At 64.2% G+C, this 3,119-nt stretch carries 3 protein-coding genes; all 3 read left to right on the forward strand.

Translation table 11 applies throughout. From position 1 onward, the window contains the following. A partial coding sequence (locus tag VDP82_RS16255; RefSeq protein ID WP_323015872.1) for a Gfo/Idh/MocA family oxidoreductase occupies positions 1-749 on the forward strand: 749 nt, incomplete at its 5' end. 158 nt (positions 750-907) lie between these two features. Next, entirely contained in the window at positions 908-2,077 is a 1,170-nt protein-coding gene (locus tag VDP82_RS16260) for a dihydrodipicolinate synthase family protein (RefSeq protein WP_323015873.1), read from the forward strand. A gap of 2 nt (positions 2,078-2,079) precedes the next feature. Beyond that, positions 2,080-2,901 carry a sugar phosphate isomerase/epimerase family protein gene (locus VDP82_RS16265; RefSeq protein ID WP_416347130.1) on the forward strand — a complete coding sequence of 274 codons (822 nt, stop codon included), beginning with the start codon at positions 2,080-2,082 and terminating at the stop codon, positions 2,899-2,901. The last annotated feature ends 218 nt before the right edge of the window (positions 2,902-3,119 follow it).

A 3,119-nucleotide genomic window follows, 5' to 3' on the forward strand; every position in this document is an offset into this window, starting at 1 on the left:
AGCATGGCGTGGTGCAGGACAAGCTGTTCCTGCCCGGCCTTTTGAAGCTCAAGATGCTGCGCGACAGCGGCTTTTTCGGCAAGATTTTGTCGGTGCGCGGCGAGTTCGGCTATTGGGTGTTCGAGGGCGACTGGCAGAAGGCGCAGCGCCCGAGCTGGAACTATCGCAAGAAGGATGGCGGCGGCATCATCCTGGATATGCTGTGCCACTGGCGCTATGTGATGGACAATCTGTTCGGCGAGGTGAAGGCCGTATCCTGCCTGGGCGCCACCCATATCCCCCAGCGCGTCGACGAGAAGGGCAAGGTGTTCGATTGCGACACCGATGACGCCGCCTATGCCACGTTCGAGCTGGAGGGCGGGGTGATCGCCCAGATCAATTCGAGCTGGACCACGCGCGTGCGCCGCGACGACCTCGTCACCTTCCATGTCGATGGCACGCATGGCTCGGCGGTGGCGGGCCTGCACAAATGCTGGAGCCAGCATCGCGTCAACACCCCCAAGCCGGTGTGGAATCCCGACCAGCCACAAACGATGAATTTCTTCGAGGATTGGGAAGAGGTTCCCGATAACTGGCCGGTGGACAATGGCTTCAAGGCGCAGTGGGAAATGTTCCTGCGCCATGTGGCCGAGGACGCGCCCTGGGAGTATGGGCTGGAAGCGGGCGCCAAGGGCGTGCAGCTGGCCGAGCTGGGCCTGAAAAGCTGGCAGGAGCGCCGCTGGCTGGATGTTCCGAAGCTGGATTTTTGAGGGCACGGAGCCCTTCCCTTCACGGTGTCATTCCGGCGCAGGCCGGAATCCATGCTGAAGATCATCCCCAAGCCTGATGGCGGGGCGGAATACGGACATGGATCCCGGCCTGCGCCGGGATGACACCGCAGATGTTGAGATTTCGAGGACGACCACCCATGCCGACCATCAACCTGCCCAACCCCGATCGTTCGATCACGCCCTACAGGCTGAGCGGCGATCCCATTCCCTTCGTGAAATTCAAGGCCAGCGATTTTCCGCGCATCGCCTATGCGGCGGCGCATGTGGTGGCCGATCCGCTGGCGGGGAACGACCCCTGGCTGACCCCGGCGATCGACTGGGAGACGACGCTCAAATTCCGCCACCGCATGTGGGATCTGGGGCTGGGCGTGGCCGAGGCCATGGACACGGCGCAGCGCGGCATGGGGCTGGGCTGGGTCGAAGCCAAGGAACTGATCCGCCGGGCGCAGGCCGAGGCCCGCACGCGCGTCGACAGCCTCATCGCCTATGGCGCGGGCACCGATCACCTTGCCCCCGGCCCCGAGGTGGGGATCGACGCGATCATCGCCGCCTATGAGGAGCAGGTGGGCTTCGTCGAGGGCGAAGGCGGGCGCGTCATCCTGATGGCGAGCCGCGCCCTGGCGGCGGCGGCCAAAAGCCCGGACGATTATGCAAGGGTCTATGGCCGCATCCTCTCGCAGGTGAAGCAGCCGGTCATCCTGCACTGGCTGGGCGAAATGTTCGACCCGGCCCTGCAAGGCTATTGGGGCAATATCGACCATGACGCGGCCATGGATGTGTGCCTGGATGTCATCGTCGCCAATGAAGACAAGGTCGACGGCATCAAGATTTCGCTGCTCTCGGCGGAAAAGGAAATCGCCATGCGCCGGCGCCTGCCGGCCTCGGTGAAGATGTATACCGGCGACGATTTCAACTATGCCGAGCTGATCGCCGGCGACGATCAGGGCTATTCCCACGCTCTGCTGGGCATTTTCGACGCCATCGCCCCGGCGGCCTCGGCCGGGCTGGCGGCGCTGGGGCGTGGCGACAGCAAGGAATTCTTCGATATTCTCGAGCCCACCGTGCCGCTCTCGCGGCATATCTTTGCGGCCCCCACGCGCTTCTACAAGACCGGCGTGGTGTTCCTGGCCTATCTCAACGGCTTGCAGGACCATTTCGCCATGATCGGCGGCCAGCAGTCGACCCGCTCGCTGCAACATCTCAGCGAACTGTTCCGCCTGGCCGACAAGGCGCGGGTATTGGCCGATCCCGAGCTGGCGGCTCAGCGCATGGCGCGGGTTCTGGCGGTGCATGGAGTGCAGGCATGAGCATGGAGCGCGCAATTTCGCTCAACCTGGCGACCACCCGCCAGCAATGGGGCTTTGCCGAGGCGGTGGATGGGTGCCTGCGCGCCGGCATCACCGCCATTTCGCCCTGGCGCGACCAGATCGCCGCCATCGGGCTCGATGAAGCGGCCCGCATCGTCAAGGCCAATGGCCTGCAAGTGACCGGCGTCTGCCGGGGCGGCATGTTTCCGGCCGAAACGCCGGCGGGCCGACAGGCCAATATCGACGACAATCTGCGCGCCATCGACGAGGCGGCGGCGCTCAATGCCGATTGCCTGGTGCTGGTGGTGGGCGGCCTGCCCGGCGCCAGCAAGGATATTGCCGGCGCCCGGCAGATGGTGAGCGACGGCATTGCCGCCATGCTGCCCCATGCCCGCGCCTCCGGCGTCAGAATTGCCATCGAGCCGCTGCATCCCATGTATGCGGCGGACCGGGCCTGCGTGAACACCATCGACCAGGCGCTCGACATCTGCGAGACGCTGGGCGAGACCGTCGGCGTCGCCATCGACGTCTACCATGTCTGGTGGGACCCCAACCTGGCGCAGGCCATCGCGCGGGCGGGGCGGATGAAGCGCATCTTCGCCCACCATATCTGCGACTGGCTGGTGCCGACAAAGGACATGCTGCTCGATCGCGGCATGATGGGCGACGGCGTGATCGACCTCAAGGGCATCCGCGCCATGATCGAGGCGGCCGGTTTTTTCGGGCCGCAGGAAGTGGAAATCTTTTCCCAGGACAATTGGTGGAAAAAGCCGGGTGACGCGGTGCTCGCCACCATCAAGGAGCGCGTCGCAAGCGTGTGCTGAATGCAAAAAGCCCGGCGATGAGCCGGGCTTTTTGGATCATCTTACCGTTTCGTGGAAACGGCAAGATGATCCAGGCCTTTGTTTTATCGCGTTTCCGAGGCGGAAAACCGGTATCCACTTTTCCTGGAAACGGCCTCGTCAAACGCGGTTGAAGACCAGCGTCTCGCACAGGATCAGCAATTGGCAGCCCTGGATCTCGATGGTGTCGGGGCCGGTCT

Origin of the sequence: Devosia sp. (assembly GCF_034675085.1) — a bacterium.
Taxonomy (GTDB): Bacteria; Pseudomonadota; Alphaproteobacteria; order Rhizobiales; family Devosiaceae; genus Devosia.